At 33.6% G+C, this 17841-nt stretch carries 18 protein-coding genes; 9 read left to right on the forward strand and 9 right to left on the reverse strand.

The genetic code is table 11. The features are described 5' to 3' along the window. The first annotated feature begins 16 nt into the window (after nt 1-16). A complete protein-coding gene (gene thiL / locus UIB65_RS09975) occupies nt 17-940 on the forward strand; it encodes a thiamine-phosphate kinase (protein ID WP_330041363.1) in 924 nt (307 codons plus the stop codon). Beyond that, nucleotides 927-1799, forward strand: a complete 873-nt coding sequence (gene amrS, locus UIB65_RS09980; RefSeq protein ID WP_330041366.1) for an AmmeMemoRadiSam system radical SAM enzyme — start codon at nt 927-929, stop codon at nt 1797-1799. Before thiL ends, amrS begins: the two co-directional genes overlap by 14 nt. A gap of 33 nt (nt 1800-1832) precedes the next feature. Here the strand turns inward: amrS and UIB65_RS09985 are convergent, their stop codons facing one another. The 3 genes from UIB65_RS09985 to UIB65_RS09995 form a co-directional block, all read right to left on the reverse strand. Next, nucleotides 1833-3089, reverse strand: a complete 1257-nt coding sequence (locus UIB65_RS09985) for a UbiD family decarboxylase (RefSeq protein WP_330041368.1) — start codon at nt 3087-3089, stop codon at nt 1833-1835. A 7-nt stretch (nt 3090-3096) separates the two neighbouring features. Continuing rightward, complete coding sequence (gene purE, locus UIB65_RS09990; RefSeq protein WP_330041370.1) at nt 3097-4122, reverse strand: 5-(carboxyamino)imidazole ribonucleotide mutase; 1026 nt, start codon at nt 4120-4122, stop codon at nt 3097-3099. Between the two features lie 275 nt (nt 4123-4397). Continuing rightward, on the reverse strand, nt 4398-6551 hold the full coding sequence (locus UIB65_RS09995; RefSeq protein ID WP_330041372.1) for a Tex family protein: 2154 nt from the start codon (nt 6549-6551) through the stop codon (nt 4398-4400). A gap of 207 nt (nt 6552-6758) precedes the next feature. On the opposite strand from UIB65_RS09995, the gene UIB65_RS10000 reads away from it, so the two are divergent. Further along, nucleotides 6759-8453, forward strand: a complete 1695-nt coding sequence (locus tag UIB65_RS10000) for a glycosyltransferase (protein ID WP_330041374.1) — start codon at nt 6759-6761, stop codon at nt 8451-8453. A gap of 40 nt (nt 8454-8493) precedes the next feature. On the opposite strand, the gene mmp11 is transcribed toward UIB65_RS10000, so the two are convergent. The 5 genes from mmp11 to hacA all read right to left on the reverse strand — a co-directional run bounded on the left by mmp11 (nt 8494) and on the right by hacA (nt 12720). Further along, nucleotides 8494-9432 (reverse strand): methanogenesis marker protein 11, encoded by a 939-nt coding sequence (mmp11, locus tag UIB65_RS10005; RefSeq protein WP_330041376.1) that lies wholly within the window; start codon nt 9430-9432, stop codon nt 8494-8496. 7 nt (nt 9433-9439) lie between these two features. Then, nucleotides 9440-9856, reverse strand: coding sequence for a 6,7-dimethyl-8-ribityllumazine synthase (gene ribH, locus UIB65_RS10010; protein WP_296804195.1), 417 nt, complete (start codon nt 9854-9856; stop codon nt 9440-9442). A 153-nt stretch (nt 9857-10009) separates the two neighbouring features. Next, nucleotides 10010-11017 carry an isocitrate/isopropylmalate family dehydrogenase gene (locus UIB65_RS10015; protein WP_330041379.1) on the reverse strand — a complete coding sequence of 336 codons (1008 nt, stop codon included), beginning with the start codon at nt 11015-11017 and terminating at the stop codon, nt 10010-10012. After that, on the reverse strand, nt 10992-11471 hold the full coding sequence (locus UIB65_RS10020; RefSeq protein WP_330041382.1) for a 3-isopropylmalate dehydratase small subunit: 480 nt from the start codon (nt 11469-11471) through the stop codon (nt 10992-10994). The genes UIB65_RS10015 and UIB65_RS10020 overlap by 26 nt, the downstream gene beginning before the upstream one ends. A gap of 4 nt (nt 11472-11475) precedes the next feature. Beyond that, nucleotides 11476-12720: a homoaconitase large subunit gene (gene hacA / locus UIB65_RS10025; protein ID WP_330041384.1), complete on the reverse strand. Its 1245-nt coding sequence runs from the start codon at nt 12718-12720 to the stop codon at nt 11476-11478. 99 nt (nt 12721-12819) lie between these two features. Between hacA and UIB65_RS10030 the strand changes: the two genes are divergently transcribed. Next, nucleotides 12820-14049 carry a DUF2264 domain-containing protein gene (locus tag UIB65_RS10030; RefSeq protein WP_330041386.1) on the forward strand — a complete coding sequence of 410 codons (1230 nt, stop codon included), beginning with the start codon at nt 12820-12822 and terminating at the stop codon, nt 14047-14049. Here UIB65_RS10030 and UIB65_RS10035 read toward each other — a convergent pair. Continuing rightward, nucleotides 14046-15287 carry a nucleotide sugar dehydrogenase gene (locus tag UIB65_RS10035; RefSeq protein WP_330041388.1) on the reverse strand — a complete coding sequence of 414 codons (1242 nt, stop codon included), beginning with the start codon at nt 15285-15287 and terminating at the stop codon, nt 14046-14048. The two genes, UIB65_RS10030 and UIB65_RS10035, sit on opposite strands and share 4 nt — an antisense overlap. Nucleotides 15288-15359: 72 nt before the next feature. Between UIB65_RS10035 and rfbD the strand changes: the two genes are divergently transcribed. The 5 genes from rfbD to UIB65_RS10060 all read left to right on the forward strand — a co-directional run bounded on the left by rfbD (nt 15360) and on the right by UIB65_RS10060 (nt 17733). After that, nucleotides 15360-16199, forward strand: coding sequence for a dTDP-4-dehydrorhamnose reductase (rfbD, locus tag UIB65_RS10040; protein ID WP_330041390.1), 840 nt, complete (start codon nt 15360-15362; stop codon nt 16197-16199). Next, complete coding sequence (locus tag UIB65_RS10045) at nt 16196-16651, forward strand: ribonuclease domain-containing protein (RefSeq protein WP_330041392.1); 456 nt, start codon at nt 16196-16198, stop codon at nt 16649-16651. Before rfbD ends, UIB65_RS10045 begins: the two co-directional genes overlap by 4 nt. A 4-nt stretch (nt 16652-16655) precedes the next feature. After that, entirely contained in the window at nt 16656-16892 is a 237-nt protein-coding gene (locus tag UIB65_RS10050; RefSeq protein WP_330041394.1) for a barstar family protein, read from the forward strand. Nucleotides 16893-17174: 282 nt separating this feature from the next. Further along, nucleotides 17175-17441 (forward strand): hypothetical protein, encoded by a 267-nt coding sequence (locus UIB65_RS10055; protein ID WP_330041396.1) that lies wholly within the window; start codon nt 17175-17177, stop codon nt 17439-17441. 10 nt (nt 17442-17451) lie between these two features. Continuing rightward, nucleotides 17452-17733: a hypothetical protein gene (locus tag UIB65_RS10060; RefSeq protein ID WP_330041398.1), complete on the forward strand. Its 282-nt coding sequence runs from the start codon at nt 17452-17454 to the stop codon at nt 17731-17733. The last annotated feature ends 108 nt before the right edge of the window (nt 17734-17841 follow it).

Below are 17841 nucleotides of genomic sequence, written 5' to 3' on the forward strand. Positions count from 1 at the left end.
AATTTAAACTAATATCATGTCTCTTAAAGTCTCGGATATTGGTGAAAAAGAACTTGTTAGATACATTATTTCTCATTCTAGGCACATTACTCCTGATGATACAGCAATCACTCAATTTGATTCTACAAATTTAATTTCCACTTGTGATATGCTGATTCAATCCAGACATTTTCCGGATAATATGTCTTATTTTGACATGGGATTTAAAGCTGTTACAGTTAATGTGAGTGACCTTGCATCAATGGGTGCTGAACCATTGGGGTTTTTACTGTCAGTTGCTGTTCCAAAGGATATGGGTCTAGATGCATTTAAAGAGCTTATTGATGGAGTCTTAAATGCATGTGAACATTACTCAATCCCCTTAATCGGAGGAGATACCAATGAAGCATCTGAAATTATTATTTCAGGAACCGCTTTGGGATTATGCGATAAACCGTTGATGAAGGATACATACAATATTGGAGATTTAGTCGCCATTACTGGAGATATTGGACTGGCGGCTTTGGGATTTGAATTGGATACTTTTGACAATATTTATGTTAAAAGTGCCTTAAAACCAAATGCAAGGATTGATGAAGGATTAATTTTAAAAGATTTTGCAACATCTGCCACTGATATTACCGATGGTCTTGCAAGCGAGCTGTATGAAATCAAAAAGGATGATTATGGCTTTATGATTTATGAGGAAATGTTGAACATTTCCGATGAGTATAAGTCATTGGCTGGTGAACTTAATTTAGATTATTTGGATTTAATATTGCATGTTGGTGAAGATTTTGAATTACTGTTTACTATTTCAAAAGATGATTTGGAAAAATTATCGATTGATTACAAAGTAATTGGCGAGGTAACAGATTCTGATGTGGTGGAACTTACCTTGGAAAATGGATTTGTTGAAAGAATTGAAAATAAGGGTTATGAGCATTATGTTAGTAAATAATGATTTATATAAAAAAAGTTCCAAGACACAAAAAATTCGCTGTGAGATTTGTGCAAACTACTGTAAAATAGCAGATGGAAAAGTTGGAATATGCAGACAGCACAAAAACATCAACGGTGAGCTATATGATGAGTCTTATGGTATCGTTTCCTCACTTTCACCTGATCCTGTTGAAAAGAAGCCTTTGAATAAATTTTTACCTGGCACATTTACATACTCAATTGGAGGTTTTGGATGCAACATGACATGTTTGCATTGCCAGAACTATATGATATCACATGAATATGACATTAATTCGAGAGGTATTAAAATAACACCAGAGGTAATTGTGGAAAATGCACTTAATTATAATTGTAAGTCAATTGCTTGGACCTATAATGAACCTACGATACACTTGCCTTTCTCCAAAAAAACTTCTCTTCTTGCAAGGCAAAAAAAGCTGAAGGTAATCTATGTAAGCAATGGGTATTATTCCGGAAAGTCACTTGAAGAGGTTTTGACTTTTGTAGATGCATTCAACATAGACTTGAAAAGCATGTCACAAGATTTCTACAAAAAAGTTTGTGGCGCAGATTTGGATGTGGTTTTGGATAATCTAAAAAGAATATATCTGGAAGGCAAACACTTAGAAATCACTAATTTAATCATCAATGATTATAATGATTCAATCGATGAAATTACCCAGCTATGTGATTTTGTGGTCACTGAACTTGGTCCCGAAGTTCCCCTTCACTTTTCAAGAGCATTTCCTTATTATAAAATGGATGATATTTCCCCGACAAGGCAGGGGATTTTGTATAAAGCAAAAGAAATTGCTGAGGAAAAAGGTATAAATAGTGTCTATTTAGGTAATATTTAAATTTTTTTAAAAAAAGTAAAATTAAAAGTTAGTTTACTCTCCAAAACTAACTCTTTCGAATTTTTCCAATGTTTTAAGTGATTTTGTTGCATCAACACCGATTTTGGTAGTTGTTCCATCACTTTCAGCTACAGGATCCAAAGAGGAACCGCGCACATTCGGAACAATCATAATGTCACGGTCACCTTTAACACGGGTAGCTATTGCATATTCAACATCTTCTGCATCAAATATGTTCACATCTGTATCCACTGCAACACAATGTTTCAATGAGGGGTGTGCAGATAATGCGGCCATAATGGCATTTTTACCGTCACCTTCAGTCTGCTTGTTGATGGATACTACAGCATGCAACCAGCAGCAGCCTCCTTCAGTCAAGACAACATTTTCAACTGTAGGAACCGCATTTTTAACTGCCTTATATATCCTTGGCTCTTGTGGAAGGCCTTGCAACAACTTATGCTCAAATCCGGCTGGAACAATTGCATGATAGTAAGGATTGTCCTTTTTGATATGCATTTTTTCTAAGTTAATGATTGGCTGGTCACGGATAATGTCATAAGTGTCAGTCAAATCAACGAAAGGACCTTCTGCAACGGTTTCAGTTACAGAGATTTTACCTTCTAAAATAATGTCTGCTTGAGGAACTTCTAAATCTCCGCATTTGATTAATTCAAGTTCTCCATCCTTAAATGCATTGGCAACTTCCATTTCGTTATAGTCAATTGGTATTGAAGTGGTACTTGCAAGCAATATTGCAGGATCCATTCCAATTGCTATTGCAATGTCCAAATCTTTTCCGGCTTCCTGAGCATTCTGGAAATAAGTGTAAAGGTTTCTAGGCACGATTCTGATAACAAGTCTTTTGTTGTCAAGCACCATCATCCTGTGAATGGACGCATTTTGAATACCTGTTTTTGGGTCACGTGCAAATACAACGCCTGCGGTAATGTATGCTCCACCATCACGTTTATAATGAGTTAAAATAGGAATTTTATCCAAATCAACTTCTAAATTGTTATATTCTGAGAAATCTGTAAATTTATCTACTTTAAGCGGTTTTTCCATAGCGTCTATAATTTTTTCAGTAATTTCAGACACTTCACAGTTGATTGATTTGGCTATTTTTTCACGAGTGTTGCAGATTCCGGTCACGACAGGCAGGTCATATCCTTTGACATTTTTTACAATTACTGTGTCTTTAGGATATTTTCTTAATACTTTTGAGATTTCATACTCTGAAGAAAGCTCGTCTGTAATTTCTATGATGTTTTCATCGTTAATATTCATGTTATCACTATAAGTTAATTTTTTTGTCTTTTAATTTTTCAAGAACTTGAACTATTTCTGGATTGTCAATGGAAAGAATTTCACCAGCAAGTACAGCGGCATTTTTACCGTTATTTATACCAACTGTTGCAACAGGAACTCCAGGTGGCATACTGACGGTTGTAAGCATATAATCATCACCATTTTCATTGGTACATGGAACTCCGATAACCGGTTTTTCTGTTAGGCCGACAATTCCACCGGTCACCTGTGATGTGTTGGAACTTATTCCAATGAAAATTTTGGCATTTTTCATGCATTTGACATAGTTGGTAAATTTTTTAGTGGACCTTATTGGACAGACAACTTTGGTGTCATGTGTTATTTTAAGCCTGTCTAAAATTACAGAGACTTTTTTAGCTGTTCCGACATCAGTTTGTCTTCCAACAATAATTACTACCTCTGCATCCTTGTTTTTACAGTTAATTATTGCATCTTCATCGACTTTAACCTTATTTATTTCGAGATTTTTAATTCTTAAAAATTCATTGTCAATGAATGGCCTGTCAATCTTTTGAATGATATCTTCATTGCTTTGCTTAACCTTTTCGGCATATTCCTTTCTTAGCTTAATTACTTTTTGACGTACCTCTTCATCGTGAAGTCCAATAAATTGGGCAGCCAAAATTGCACCATTGTCTCCCCTATCAATACCGACAGTTGCAATAGGAGACGGATAAGGCATTTGAACCATAGATTCCAATGCATCTATACCGTTAGTTTTTACATCAACCGGAACTCCAATAACCGGTCTTGGCGTATATGCAGCTATTGAACCCGGTAAGTGAGCTGCCAATCCTGCAATTCCAATGAAAACTTCAATTCCTGCATCAGTACCTTGTTGAACAATCTCACGAACTAAATTAGGGGTTCTATGTGCTGATGCGATTTTTAAACTGTATGGAATTTCAAGTTTATCCAAAATGTCCATACTTTTTTCCGCAATAGCGATATCTGAACCGCTTCCAAGAATAATCATTATTTTTGGTGTCATTCAAAAATCCCTTCTTATAAATAATAAATATACAATATTTTATTTTAAGTCCTTTATAAATTTTTTAAATCTTCATAGTTGATGCCATGTTATAAAATTTATATTATATTGTAAAATTCATATATGTTTATATTATTGTGTTTTAAAAAAACCAACAAATTTCTCATAATTTACAACCAAAAGTTAAAAGATTAAAAGAAGATAGATTCATTAAATGAAACATGCACTAAAAACACTAAAATTCTGTATCTAACATTTGAAATCAAACTCGAAATTTAAATAATCATAGATAAATTAATCCTTTTTCTTTTGATATCTACATCTAAAACCTTAACATCAACAATATCTCCAACACTGACAATGTCAAGAGGATGTTTTACAAATCTATCAGCTACTAATTGCGAAATATGGACCAAGCCATCCTGATGAACACCGATATCGACAAATGCACCAAAATCAACAATGTTTCTAACAGTTCCCTGCATTATCATTCCAATTTCCAGATCTTCTAAAGTCAAGACATTTTTCCTTAAAATCGGTTTTGGCATATCTTCACGAGGGTCACGACCGGGTTTTTTAAGTTCTTTTATGATGTCCTTCAATGTTTCAGTTCCGATACCCAGTTCCTCAGAGATTTCTTCTACATTGATATGGTCTAACTTTAGATTTGATTTTCCAATGTCTTCAGCCGAATAATTTAGCTTTTTCAACAGTTTAAATGTTGCATCATATGATTCAGGATGTATGGTAGTGTTGTCCAGAGGATATTCTGGATTGTCTATTTTTACAAACCCTGCGCATTGCTCAAAGGTTTTTTTACCAAGCTTTTTAACATTCAATAATTCCTTTCTATTGTTAAAGCTTCCGTTTTCCTGTCTGTAGGTAATAATGTTTTTAGCGGTTGTATTTCCAATACCTGATACGTAATTGAGTAAACTCACTGAAGCGGTATTCAGATCCACCCCAACTTCATTTACTACCTTTTCAACAACTCCACCTAAAGACTCGGACAGCTGCTTTTGATTCATGTCATGTTGATATTGACCGACACCAATGGATTTCGGGTCGATTTTAACAAGTTCCGCCAATGGATCCTGCAATCTTCTTGCAATAGAAACAGCACTGCGTTCACCTTCTGAAAAATCTGGAAATTCCTCATCCGCTAATTTTGAAGCCGAATAGACAGAAGCTCCAGCTTCGTTGACTATTATGTATTCAACACTGGTTCCTTTAATTATTTCAGACACGATTTGTTCGGATTCCCTTGAAGCGGTACCGTTCCCGATTGCAATTACATTAATGTTATATTTGTCAATCAGTCCACGAACGGTTTTAATTGATTCTGTGACTTTATTTTGTGGTTCTGTTGGATAAATCAAAGCTGTATCTAAAACTTTTCCTGTTTTGTCAATGATTGCAAGCTTACATCCAGTTCTAAAAGCAGGGTCCCAACCCAAAATGGTTTTTCCAACAAGAGGGCTTTCCATTAGCAGTTGATTTAGGTTTTTAGCAAATACCTTAATTGATTTCTCTTCGGCTTTTTCGGTTAGGAAGTTTCTGATTTCTCGTTCAATTGCCGGTGATATCAGTCGTTTATATGAATCCTCAACAGATTCCTTGATGATTGGTGTTGTATGTTTGTTATATTCAATTTTTTCAGGAATGCTTGAAATGTTTTTTAGCATATGTCTGTTTAGATATTTAATGATTTCATCAACTTCACACACTATTTTTCCTTTGATTATTCCCTCTTTTTCGGCTCTGTTGATTGCTAAAATTCTATGTGGGGGTATTCTTCTTAAGTCTTCACTGTAATTGTAGTAAAGCTCATATTCTGAAGTTGAATCCTTGTCTTTAGCTTTTGTTTCGATTTGACCGGTGTAGAAAGTATTTTGTCTAATTTTTTTCCGGAATTCAGAATTGTCTGAAATGATTTCTGCAATAATGTCTTTTGCTCCATTCATGGCATCTTCAGCTGAATTTATTTCTTTTTCAGGGTCAATATACTTTTCAGCTATTTTTTTAACACTTTCTTTAACTTCTTGGGCTAAAATTATTTGAGCTAATGGGTCAAGGCCTTTTTCACGTGCAACTGTCGCTCTTGTACGTTTTTTGCTTTTGTATGGCCTATATAAGTCATCAAGTTCAACTAAAGTTTGTGCATTCAGGATTTTGACTTTCAATTCATCGTCGAGTTTTCCAAGTTCTTCAATTCTTTTAATGATTTTTTCTTTTTTGTCTTCCAGATTTCTGAGATACTTCAATCTTTCATCAAATTTTCTCAGTGTCTCGTCATTTAGCGAACCGGTAACATCTTTTCTGTATCTTGCAATAAATGGTATGGTATTGCCGTCATCAATTAGTTTGATTACTTTTTCAACTTGCCAATTAGCTAAATTTAATTCATTTTGAAGTGTGTCAACTATCATTAAATTACTATCCTTAAAATAAGTTTAATTTGAATTTTACTTTTTAAATCAAAAATCAAGATTTTAAAAGCTTTAATTCAATCAGTAAATAAGTTTATAGATTTATTTTGAGCTTTTTCATTATTATAATTTTTTGTTATAAATTGATAATATTTATAGTACTTAAATAACATAATTATAAATAATTAAATTTTCAGGTGAACTTAATTGTATTGGTTTTTAGTAATCATCGCATTTTTACTCGCTGGTATAAAATCCGGAAAATCCAAAAAATATCAAAAGGTTTCTGTGATTATTCCTGCATATAATGAGGAGGGTACTGTAGCGAAAGTGGTTAATGTGATTAAAGCCGTGTCGTTTGTTGACGAAATCATTGTCGTTAATGATGGATCAACTGATAACACTGAAAAGGAAGCTATTAACGCTGGAGCTATTGTTATCAATCATGAAACTAATAAGGGTAAGGGTGAAGCCTTATATACTGGTTATAAGGAAGTTAATTGTGATATTATTGCATTTATTGATGCGGATATCTATAATTTAACTTCTAAAAAAGTTGAATCTATGATTATGCCAATTTTGCTTGGAAAAGCTGAAATTACTAAAACTAAATTTTCACGTGCCAGTGGACGTGTAACAGAGCTTACAGCCAAACCGTTGCTTAATTTCTTTTTCCCGGAAATTTCCTTTGAACAGCCATTAAGCGGTCAGTTTGCGGCACGTAAGGAAATATTGAAAAAGATTAATTTTGAAAAGGATTATGGTGTGGATGTAGGAATCGTTATTGATGCTGATGTGCTTGGAATTTCTATCATGGAAGTTGACATTGGTGAAATAGAGCATGATATGTCTCCGCTTTCAGATTTAAATATGATGGCTAATGAAGTTGTTAGAACAATTATAAGCCGTGCTAATAAGTATGGTAGAGTTGTTATGATTGATGAAATTGGTTATTTTATTCGTATGTCTATTGTTGGCTTATCTTTAATTACTTTAGGATTATTTACAGTATTTTTTGTAAAAATGGTTCCTCTTGCAGTAGGTGTTATAATTTCAACTGCAGGATTGATTATTTCAATTTATTATATTATCAAAGTTATTGTAAAATCCATTGTAATGTTTAGAAAGAATCCCGGAAAAAATTTGTTCAGGTCTTTTATTAAAATTCATTTTCCTATGATTATCTCGATAATAGTATTGCTTTTAATGATTTCAACATTCATTGGTGCTGCTCACTTTGAAAATGGTGTGCTGTCAATTGAACCGAACTCAAGAAATTTAATAATTTATGCGGATAATTCTCCATCAGATAGTTCAATTTCTGTCAGAGGCCCATTTACAGTTGATGTAGCTGTTGAAAATGAATCGAATCAAATTCGTATGCCTTATGAGGCAATGATGACGTTGGGTGTCAAATTAAATGATACAATTCAAATTGGAGATGCGCGTTATGTTGTTAATGACTCTAGAGGTGGAGAAGGTTATATTATCAGACTGCCTCTTGATGCCAGAAAACAACTAGGTCTTGAAACAGGATATGTCATTCAAAACAGTCGTTTAAATGAAGTATTTAATCAAGCGGTCGTTACCCAAAGTAAAATGAATAAGAATGTAACATCTGTTGAAAAGTTCAGTATTAGTTCAAAGGATAGGCATTCTTCAAGCTTTGAAGTGTTTGTAAATAATGTGTCCGTATCTAATTCATCCGGTGTATTTAGAGATAATTCATCTTATTCAATTAGTGTTGGCGGTGAAAATATAGGAACGTTAACCAGTCCTAAAAATACTTCATTATCGTATGGTGATTCTCAGATAAAGATAATATTTAAAGATTCTAATTATACATCGAATAAATTCTTTGTAAAAGAGAATCAGGGCAGTTTTTTGAATTTTGTTCTGTAAATTAAAAAATAGTAAAGAAATCTAAGAAAATATTCTTAGATTATTTTTTGTCATAAGTTTTCACTGCTTCTTCAACATCGTTGTAAAGTCCAAGTGCCGCAAGAGCGCCAACTTTTCCCTGTTCGCCAGTCACTGCAATTAATGGTATGTTTAATTCTTTTGCAGTTGCCTCTGCAGTTTCAACATCCATCATTCCAGATTTTGTTGCTATTGAATATTCTCTTAATTTTTCTGGAATGTCGAGACCTTCTAAAATAGCAATAGCTGTTTTATCAGATAAGGTATCTCTTTTGAGAATTTCAATAACTCTGTTAATCAATTCTTCTTTTTTAGATTCTTCAACAGCGAATGTAAGAGCAATTGATACGCAATTTTGAGTTTTATGAGGGTTATGTGGATATAATTGAACAATAATATGGTCTAAATATTCATAACCTTCACCGGCAAGTTCAACACCCAAATTATGTGCCATTGTCCAGGTAGCTCCAGCATCTTTTGTATCGGTATCATCAATACCGATAACAACTTTTTGAAGTTTAGGAGTTACAACAGTAGCCTTTCCTACTTTGGACCCGCCTCCGGTCTCAATAAGTTCGATGTATTTAACGCCTTCACCCATTCCTCTGCACATTCCGGCACCAACGCCAGCACCTGCAAGTCCAGCATGGGTTACTTTGACTTCATCGCCATCGATAACAATCTCATCTATTCCAGCAGCATTAAAACTTGCTTTCAGGTCAAGTGGTGCAGAACCAGCATGACAGGAATATACATGCTTGTTTCCATCACGAAAAGCAGAATCAATTAATTCAGAATTCTTACGATATTGATGTAATAACCAGTGAGACCCAGAGATGCAGGGATGATATTCGATAATTTCGACTTTATCTCCATCTACCATAGTTAAAACTTTTTCATATGGTGCAACCCAGGGATCTGTAAATTTTTCTTTTAGCTCATCAGGTTTAAGAATTTCCATCTAATCACTAGATTTCTTTTAATCTATCACACATTTTGATAGCTGCTTCAACTGCACTTTTTGCGTTTTTAACACGTCTGTGTGCATCCATTCTTGTCATTCCAGGACCAGTTATTCCTAAAGCGACAGGTGTATCATATTCTAATGCTAAGTCTGCAATTTTACGGGAAGCATGTTGTGCAACGATTTGGTCGTGGTCGGTTGCACCTTCAATTACAGCACCTAATGTAATAATTGCGTCAAATTCTCCTTTTTGTAATAATTTTTTAATTACAAGAGGCATATCAAACACGCCAGGAACTGCAACTACTTTTGTAATTTCACAATCTCTATTTTTAGCTTCTGCTTTTGCTAATTCTAACATCATTTGTGTTATGTCATAATTAAATTCTGCTACTACTGCAGCAATTTCATATTTTGCCATTTTTTCATCTCCTTTTTAAGATCCTTGGAATATGTAAAGTAAAAATCCTGCAACCCCACTTAATACCATAATGAATATGATAAAGAGTGCAGCAAATTGCATTTTGCTTAATTTTTTAAAATTCATATTTAATGTCTCCATTTTTTTTATTTATTATAAATAATCTTTAATAACTTTGGTTACTTCGAGAGTGCTTGCAGAACCACCCAGGTCACTTGTTAGGGTTTTTCCTTCATTTAGTACTTTTAAAATTGCAGACTCAAATCTGTCCGCTTGCTCATTTTCACCAATATATCTAAGCATCATAATTGCTGAAAGCATCATAGCTATTGGATTTGCCTTACCTTCGCCTGCGATATCTGGTGCGGAACCATGAACAGGTTCAAATAAAGCTCCATTCTCTCCAATATTTGCTGATGGTATTAATCCTAGTCCTCCAACGAGTCCAGCGCCTTCATCGGATAAGATATCTCCGAATAAATTAGTAGTTACTATTACTTCAAAGTTTTGAGGTTGAGTAATAAGATACATAGCTGTTGCATCCACATAAAAGTCTTCGGTTTCAATCTCAGGATATTTTTCAGCAACTTCATAGAACACATCCTTAAACAATCCATCACTTTTTTTAAGCACATTGGCTTTGTGCACTGCAGTGACCTTGGATTTATTGTTTTCTTTTGCATAGTTGAATGCATAATCTATGATGCGTTCTTCAGCTTTTCTTGTAATAATACGTTTGGCAATAGCACCATCTTCAGTCAATTCTTCTTGATCTGCGATATACAATCCTTCGGTATTTTCACGAACAATCATAAAATCAACATCATCAAATAATGCATTAGTATTAGGATAAGCTTTAACTGGTCTTAAATTTGCATACATTTTCATTTCTTGGCGTATTTTAACAATAACGTCTGCAGCGGTTTCGCCTGCAGCACCAAATAAGCATGCATCTGAATCTCTGATAATATTTAGAGTTTCTTCTGGAAGCGGATTTCCATTCTTTTCACCGCATTCGTCTCCGGCTTCACCATAAACATAATCAAATTCAATATCTAATTCATCCAATACAGATATTGTTGCTTCCATAACTTCTTTACCTATTCCATCACCTGGAATGACAGCAATTTGATATTTATTTTTTGTTTTTGAGGTACTCAATTAATCCACCTTGCTCTAAAATTTCTAACATAAATGGAGGTAATTTTTTAAAGGTTATTGATTCTCCATTTGCGGATGTAATACATCCTTTTTCCATATCAACTTCAATTTCATCCCCATCTTCCACAATCTTTGTAATTCCTGGGGCTTCGAGGAGAGGCACACCGACATTTGTAGCGTTTCTATAAAAGATTCTTGCGAAAGATTCTGCAATAACTGCAGCCACTCCAACACCTTTAAGGGCAATAGGGGCGTGTTCTCTTGAAGAACCGCATCCGAAGTTTGTCCCTGCTACAATAAAATCTCCTTTTTTACATTTTTCATTAAATTCAGCATCCAAACCTTCCATACAATGTTCGGATAATCTTTCTTCATCTGTATAAATTAAATATCTTCCTGGAACGATAATGTCTGTATCAATGTCATTTCCAAATTTCCATGCAGTTCCTTTCATATTATCACTCCGGCACCACAATTTTTCCTTCGATTGCTGAAGCCGCAGCGACAGCAGCAGAAGATAGATAAACTTTACCATCTGGTGATCCTTGCCTGCCTTTGAAGTTTCTGTTTGAAGTAGAGAGACTTACTTCATCAGGTCCTATAATTCCGGTGTGACCTCCAAGGCATGGACCACAACAAGGAGCGGATACAAGTGCTCCCGCATCTACAAATATTTTTAATAATCCTTCATCAAGAGCTTTTGAGTATATTTCTTTTGATGCCGGTATAACTAACATTCTAACTCCATTAGCAACTTTATTTCCTTTCAATATCCTTGCGGCATCTCTTAAGTCACTTAACCTACCATTTGTACATGAACCCAAAAACACTTGGTCAATTTCTTGGTCAACTTCACTTACAGGCTTTACATTGTCAACGTGATGAGGACAGGCAACCTGCGGCTCCAAATCGCTCACGTCAATATCTATAATATTAAGAGAAGATGAGTTTAAATCAGTTTTAAATACTTTATAAGGTTTGTTTGAACGTTTTTCTACATATTCGATTGTTTTTTTATCAGGTTCAACCAAACCAGTCTTACCACCCATTTCAATAGCCATGTTACATAAAACCATTCTGTCTGAAACACTCATGTCTGAAACGGTCTGACCGGCAAATTCACAGGCTTTGTATGTTGAGCCATCAACACTAACCTGGCCTATAATATTCAAGATTACATCCTTTGCATATACATTTTCTTTTAATTCACCGGTAATATTGAATCTGTTTGTTTCAGGAACTTTAAGCCATAAATTACCTTCTAAAAATACCATTGCCATATCGGTAGAACCAATACCTGTTGAAAATGCACCTAAAGCTCCATGAGTACAGGTATGGGAATCTGCACCTACAACTACTTCTCCAGGAACAACATGTCCTAATTCCGGTAATATTTGGTGACATACTCCTGCATTAACGTCATAGAAATTCTCAATTCCTTGTTCTTTCACGAATTTTCTCATAATCATATGATTTTTTGCTGAGTCAATTGAATCAGCTGGGACCTGATGGTCAAAAGGAATAACAATTTTTGATGAATCCCAAACTTTTTCAGTACCAATTTTTTCAAAGGATTCTACTGAAAGAGGTCCAGTTAAATCATGAGCCATTGCTACATCAATATTTGCTATAACAATATCTCCGGCTTCTACTTGATTTTTTCCAGATGCTTTTGCTAATATTTTTTCAGACATTGTTGGCATATTTTCAACCTCTTAATAATGATAAATATTTATGTATGTATAAATATATAAACTCTCTTTTATTTTTAAAAAAAACAATTTTTCGAAGATTTATATATAATGTTTAACAAATTATATATCATGTGTGCTTCATTTCTTAAAAGATTCAGAAAAAAAGAAGAACCAGTAATTGAAGAACAACCTTCAATTTGGGAAGATAGAATTTTTTGGGTTTCAACATTACAAAAAATAGCTCTTCCTGTATTGGGAAATCTGGCTAAAAGTTCATTAAGGAAAAAAATGCCTGTTGATGCCAAGAGCGCTGATACAAAAAAATTCACATATCTCGAAGCTTTTGCTAGAGTATTCAATGGTATTTCTTCATGGTTGGAATTAGGTCCTGATAGTTCAGAAGAAGGCCAGATGAGAGAAAAATATTTACGCTTAACAATAAAAGCAATTATGAATGCGGTAAATCCACATAATAATGATTATCTATTTTATGTCGAACCTAAACAATCTTTAGTTGAACTTGCGTTATTTGCTCAAGGTTTACTCAGGTCAAAAAATCAGGTTTGGTTAAACTTGCCTATGGATGTTCAAGCTAAAATAATCCATGAACTTAAAAATACACGTGTTATAGCACCGTACGAAAACCATTGGTTGTTATACACTGCAATGATTGAAGCTACACTATTAGAATTTACTGGTGAATGTGATAAAGAACGTTTATCTTATGGAATTCATAAATTTAGAGATGAATTCTATTTGGGTGATGCAATTTATTCCGATGGCACATCCTTTGAGTTAAATTATTATAATAGTATTTTTATTCATCCTATGCTTAATGACATTTTGGCAGTATTGAGAAAATACGGAATTTCTGATGGAGAATTTTTAGATGTGCAACTAATGAGATCATCAAGATTATCTTCCCAGCTTGAAAGATTGATTTCTCCTGAAGGAACTTATCCTTTAGTTGGAAAATCCATGACTTATCGTTGCGGTGTTTTCCATTTGTTATCTCAAGCGGCGTTACTAAAAATCTTGCCAAGAAACATTAATCCTGCCCAAGTCAGGTCTGCATTAACTAAAGTTTTAAAAAGACAATTCACAGGAAATCAAAATTTTTCTGCTGACGGATGGTTACTTACAGGTTTAAACGGATATCAGACAAGCTTATCAGAAAATGACATTAATTCTGGTAGTATCTACATGTGCTGTTCTGTATTTTTAGCTTTAGGTTTAAAATTAGATGATGCATTTTGGACTGAACCTGCTTGTGAGTGGACTACAGTAAAAGCTTGGAGTGCCCAAAATACACAAAAAGACCAATCTATTGATTTTTAATTCAATTCATATAAGTTCCCGTAATTATATAGTTTAATTCCTTTAGGAACTTTACTTATTATATTTTTTGTATCGAATATTATTGGTGTTCTCATATTTTTTGAAATTAAGTTATAATTAGGATTTTTAAATTCATTGTGATCGCACAATATTAAGACTAAATCGGCATCTTTTGTAGCTTCATCAAAGCTTACAAAATTGTCATTATCGATATGAGGGTCATGTATTGCTATTTCAAATCCTGCTTCTTTTAGTCTTGCAATAATTTCATATGCCGGACTTTCTCTGTCATCTCCGGTGTTTCCTTTGTATGAGACTCCAAATATTGCAATTTTGCCTTCGCTTATTATTTTTTTAGTATTTTCACAAACGAATTCAGGCATTGAATTATTGGTGTCTCTTGCCAATTTAATGATTTTGGCGGTTTCGGGAGCTTTTGCATAAATGAAATACGGATCAATTGCTAGACAATGTCCTCCTACGCCCGGCCCTGGAGAATGAAGGTTTACTCTTGGGTGCTTGTTTGCCATTTTTATAACATCCAAAGCATTAACTCCAATTTCAGCACAGATTTTTGCAAGTTCATTGGCAAGTGCAATATTAACGTCTCTGAAAGTATTTTCCATACATTTTGATAATTCTGCGGTTTTTGCTTCAGTTAACATTAAGTATCCTTCAACAAATTGACCATAAACTTCTCTAGCTTTTTTTGCACATTCTGGGGTTACGCCTCCAATAATTCTATCATTGTGGACCAATTCTTCTAGTATTTTTCCAGGAAGCACTCTTTCAGGACAATGTGCCAGATATAAATCTTTTCCAATAGTAAAACCTGCTTTTTCAAAAATAGGTTTTATGGTTTCATCTGTTGACATTGGGGCTATTGTTGATTCTATAATTACTGTATTTCCCTTCTCTAAATATGGAATTATGGATTCACATGCATTTACAACATAACTCAAATCACAACTGTAGTTTTCAATTATGTATGGTGTAGGTACAGTAATAATAAACGCATCAGCTTTTTGAGGAGTTAGTGAAGCGGTATATACTTTATTTTTAACTGCATTTTTGATAATATCGGCTATTCCTGGCTCTTCGATGTGTATGATTCCTTTGTTTAAATTATTTACAATTTTTTCGTTGACATCTACTCCAACAACTTCGCAATGATGTCTGGTAAATAAAGCGGCTGTAGGTAGACCAATATATCCTTGACCCATAATACATACTTTCATAATTCTAACTCCTTTTTTATATATGAAGTATAGATATATATTTTAAACATATTAAAGTTTTAAGTGATACTTATGAAAGTTTTAATAACAGGTTCAAACGGAATGTTAGGTCATGATTTGATTGAAGTTTTAAAAGATGAGCATGAATTAATTCTTACAACATCTAAAACATTAGATATCACTGATAAAGATAAGGTTATTGAATTTATTGGTGAAAATAAACCTGATGTGGTTATTAATTCGGCAGCATATACTGATGTGGACGGATGTGAAGAAAATCAGGAAACAGCTTACGCAGTTAATGGCGATGGTGTTAGGAATTTAGCCCTCGCATGTAGTGAAATAGACTGCCCATTAGTGCATGTAAGTACAGATTACATTTTTAACGGTGAAAATACAAGGCCATGGGTTGAAGATGATGAAATTGGGCCTATCAGTATTTATGGTAAAAGTAAACTTAAAGGGGAAGAGGCTATTTTGGAAATTCTTGATAAGTTCTTCATTGTTAGGACTGCATGGTTATATGGAATCAATGGCGGCAATTTCCCAAAAACCATGTTGGAACTTGCAAAAAATCATTCGGAAATTACTGTTGTTTATGATGAAGTCGGAACTCCAACATACACTCCTGATTTGGCTAAAGCTATTTCACAGTTAATTGGCACTGATTATTATGGCATTTATCATATTACCAACTCAGGACATTGTTCCTGGTGTGAATTTGCAAGATATATTTTTGAAGTAGCGCAAAAGGATGTTAAAGTCACTCCTGTCACCGCTTCAGAATTTGCAAGGCCAGCTCCAAGGCCTCACTATTCAGTATTGGAAAATAGAAGATGGATTGAAAATGGTTTTGAACCGCTTCGTCATTATAAAGAAGCTGCTAAAGAGTATATTGAGCTGATTAAATGAATAAAAAGTTAACTTTAATCCTTGCATTGATACTTGCTTTATTTTTAATGGGGTCAGTCAGTGCAGGATTTTTTGATTTTTTAAATTTTGGAGGAGATTCTAGCTCCAAAAATACTAATGTCGTTGAAGATGGCCAATATTGTACAGTAGATGAGGTTGCAGCCTATATCAAAGAGTTCCATAAACTTCCAAGCAATTATATTACAAAAAATGAAGCCCGTAATTTGGGATGGCAAGGTGGACCTCTTAATAAATATGCTCCCGGAAAAAGCATTGGAGGAGATACTTTCACAAACAGGCAACACATCCTTCCGGACAGTAATGATAAATATATTGAATGTGACATTAATGCTAACGGTACCAATCGTGGAGCTGAAAGGATAGTTTACAATACAGGTAATTATAAGGTGTATTATACCGCTGATCACTACAATACTTTTAAAGAAGTATGATACCATGGAAATTGACGGCAATTTAATTAATAATGATGGGCATGATTATTTAAAGGAAGTATTTGATTTTCCGGATTATTATGGGAAAAATTTAGATGCTTTATATGATTGTTTGTGTGATATTGGTGTCGATACAGAAATTGTTCTAATCAATGCCGATGAAGTTTCAAAGGATTTGATTGATACATTTATTGATGCCGCTGATGAAAATAGTCTTTTGCATTTTGAAGTAAGGAAGTAGTTTACACTTGAAATGCATCTCTTATTTTTTTAATTTTTATTTTTTTTTAAATATTGCTAATTCGTATTAAAATGCAAAATGAAGTTTATTTTTTTGTTTAATATATCCTTGTTAATTGTATAAATAATATAATTTGAAATTATTATTATTTAATCAAAATATTAATTTTTATCAATTTAAAAAGAAAAAAAGATACTTTTATATATTATAATTTGTTAATTTTAATTAGTATTTATTTTTAATTTGGATATTTGCCAAATTATGGGGAAATGGTGATTTTGGATGTTGGAACAATATTTACCTTTTGTAGGACTAATTATTTTTGGGAATATTGAGAATTTAGTTTTATCCTCTCAAGGTGTTGTTGCTGGGGTTAATCCGGTAAAATTAGCCATTGCAAGTATTACCTGCGTTAGTTTATGGCTAATTATTGGGACTTTTGGAACTCAGCTTTTAATCAATTATGTTGATTTCATTGATTTTATAGGCGGATTTGCAATATTTGTTTTAGGTCTCCAAGCAATGTATGAATCAGTATTTCACAATTAGGGATGATTAGATGATGGATGACTTAAAACCGTTTTTAATATTGCTTGTCTTTGGAAATATTGAAAATTTAATTTTAGCAGCGCAAGGGGTTGCTGCTAGTGTTAACCCATTAGGTCTTGCAATCTTGAGTTTATTTGCAGCTTCTTGCTGGCTAATGATTGGAACATTTGGAACTAAAATTGCTATAAAATATGCAAAATATATAAACTTCATTGGCGGACTTGCAATTTTCATTTTAGGTATCCAGGCCATGATGGAATCACTTCCTGGAATTTTAAAATTTTTCCATTAATTTAATTTTTTGATATTTATGAAGTATTTTAAGCATAAAATTTATGGATATCTATTTAGTTTTTTCAAGATTTTTCCAATAAAGACTAACAGGATATCTTTCATTATC

This window comes from Methanobrevibacter sp., assembly GCF_036307625.1.
Taxonomy (GTDB): Archaea; Methanobacteriota; Methanobacteria; order Methanobacteriales; family Methanobacteriaceae; genus Methanocatella.

What these genes read in the sequence shown, in the direction of transcription:
- thiL (WP_330041363.1), top strand. Translation starts at nt 17, where the DNA reads ATGTCTCTTAAAGTCTCGGATATTGGTGAAAAAGAACTTGTTAGATAC.
- amrS (WP_330041366.1), top strand. Translation starts at nt 927, where the DNA reads ATGTTAGTAAATAATGATTTATATAAAAAAAGTTCCAAGACACAAAAA.
- UIB65_RS09985 (WP_330041368.1), bottom strand. Translation starts at nt 3,089, where the DNA reads ATGAATATTAACGATGAAAACATCATAGAAATTACAGACGAGCTTTCT.
- purE (WP_330041370.1), bottom strand. Translation starts at nt 4,122, where the DNA reads ATGACACCAAAAATAATGATTATTCTTGGAAGCGGTTCAGATATCGCT.
- UIB65_RS09995 (WP_330041372.1), bottom strand. Translation starts at nt 6,551, where the DNA reads ATGATAGTTGACACACTTCAAAATGAATTAAATTTAGCTAATTGGCAA.
- mmp11 (WP_330041376.1), bottom strand. Translation starts at nt 9,432, where the DNA reads ATGGAAATTCTTAAACCTGATGAGCTAAAAGAAAAATTTACAGATCCC.
- ribH (WP_296804195.1), bottom strand. Translation starts at nt 9,856, where the DNA reads ATGGCAAAATATGAAATTGCTGCAGTAGTAGCAGAATTTAATTATGAC.
- UIB65_RS10020 (WP_330041382.1), bottom strand. Translation starts at nt 11,471, where the DNA reads ATGAAAGGAACTGCATGGAAATTTGGAAATGACATTGATACAGACATT.
- hacA (WP_330041384.1), bottom strand. Translation starts at nt 12,720, where the DNA reads ATGCCAACAATGTCTGAAAAAATATTAGCAAAAGCATCTGGAAAAAAT.
- UIB65_RS10030 (WP_330041386.1), top strand. Translation starts at nt 12,820, where the DNA reads ATGTTTAACAAATTATATATCATGTGTGCTTCATTTCTTAAAAGATTC.
- UIB65_RS10035 (WP_330041388.1), bottom strand. Translation starts at nt 15,287, where the DNA reads ATGAAAGTATGTATTATGGGTCAAGGATATATTGGTCTACCTACAGCC.
- rfbD (WP_330041390.1), top strand. Translation starts at nt 15,360, where the DNA reads ATGAAAGTTTTAATAACAGGTTCAAACGGAATGTTAGGTCATGATTTG.
- UIB65_RS10045 (WP_330041392.1), top strand. Translation starts at nt 16,196, where the DNA reads ATGAATAAAAAGTTAACTTTAATCCTTGCATTGATACTTGCTTTATTT.
- UIB65_RS10050 (WP_330041394.1), top strand. Translation starts at nt 16,656, where the DNA reads ATGGAAATTGACGGCAATTTAATTAATAATGATGGGCATGATTATTTA.
- UIB65_RS10055 (WP_330041396.1), top strand. Translation starts at nt 17,175, where the DNA reads ATGTTGGAACAATATTTACCTTTTGTAGGACTAATTATTTTTGGGAAT.
- UIB65_RS10060 (WP_330041398.1), top strand. Translation starts at nt 17,452, where the DNA reads ATGATGGATGACTTAAAACCGTTTTTAATATTGCTTGTCTTTGGAAAT.